General features: G+C 48.1%; 1 protein-coding gene. It reads right to left on the reverse strand.

What is annotated here, in order from left to right; all coding sequences use genetic code 11:
* Positions 1 to 297 (reverse strand): cation:dicarboxylate symporter family transporter (locus tag KDM89_RS21605; protein WP_212689832.1); only part of this gene is annotated, 297 nt, incomplete at both ends.

Consider the following 297-nt stretch of genomic DNA (forward strand, 5'->3'; position numbering starts at 1 on the left):
GAGTACTACAAAAATAAACAGCAGGCAGGTCACATAAAAGCTGGCCATGAGATTCGCCAGCGACAGCAGCGAAGCGATGCCGAACTTACCAATCGTGAATGCCATCGCACCGAAAGCGCCAATAGGAGCGACTTTCATGATGTAGCCGATGATCACGAACAGCACATGGGAGAATTTTTCGATGCAATCAAAAATCAGGGTGCCACGGCCACCAAAACGGTGCAGTGCGAAACCAAAAAACACGGAGATCACCAGTACCTGCAGGATTTCACATTTAGCAAATGCGTCGACAAAAGT

Origin of the sequence: Cognatundibacterium luofuense, assembly GCF_018139685.1 — a bacterium.
GTDB classification, from domain to species: Bacteria; Pseudomonadota; Gammaproteobacteria; order Burkholderiales; family Burkholderiaceae_D; genus Undibacterium; species Undibacterium luofuense.